The 638-nt window shown below is 64.9% G+C and carries 1 protein-coding gene; it reads right to left on the bottom strand.

The window, feature by feature from the left end:
• Nucleotides 1–638: phosphoribosylformylglycinamidine synthase subunit PurQ (locus AC0V2Y_RS28655; RefSeq protein WP_475418478.1), on the bottom strand; the 638-nt coding region annotated here is incomplete at both ends.

Here is a 638-nt window from a genome sequence, read left to right as displayed (position 1 = left end):
TGAACAGAATCGTTTTCGCCCAGCCTTCGCCCGCGCCCAGCACGTCGCCGTACGAGAAACCGCCCACGGCGATGACGCCCTGGAAGTCGTCCAGCTTGACGCGGCCCGCGATCAGGTCGCTCATGTGCACGTCGACGGCCGTGAAGCCTGCCTGGTGCATCACGTAGGCCGTCTCGATGTGCGAGTTGACGCCCTGCTCGCGCAGGATGGCGACACGCGGGCGCACGCCGGTGGCGATGAATGGCGCGGCGATGTTCTCGTTCTGGTCGAACGTGACGATAGGCGACATGCCCGGGTCTTGCACGTCCAGCAGGCGGTCGTATTCGGCGTCCGCGCATGCCGGATTGTCGCGCAGGCGGGCGATGCGCCAGCTCGTTTCGCTCCACAGGCGGTGCAGGTCCGCGCGCGGCTGCGTGTAAATCAGCTTGGCGTCGCGCGTGAATTCGATCACGTCGCGGTCGTTCAATTTGCCGATGATATGGCTGCAGGCGCCCAAATTAAACGTGCGCAGCACGTCCATGACGAGCGACTTTTCTTCCGCGCGCACCTGGATGACGGCGCCCAGCTCTTCGCTGAACAGGGCGCGCAGAGTCAGTTCGTTGCGGCGTTCCGCTACCTGGCCCGTCCAGTTCTTGGCG

The sequence above is a fragment of the Janthinobacterium sp. BHSEK genome, assembly GCF_056174685.1.
This window is presented reverse-complemented; position numbering and strand designations above follow the sequence as displayed.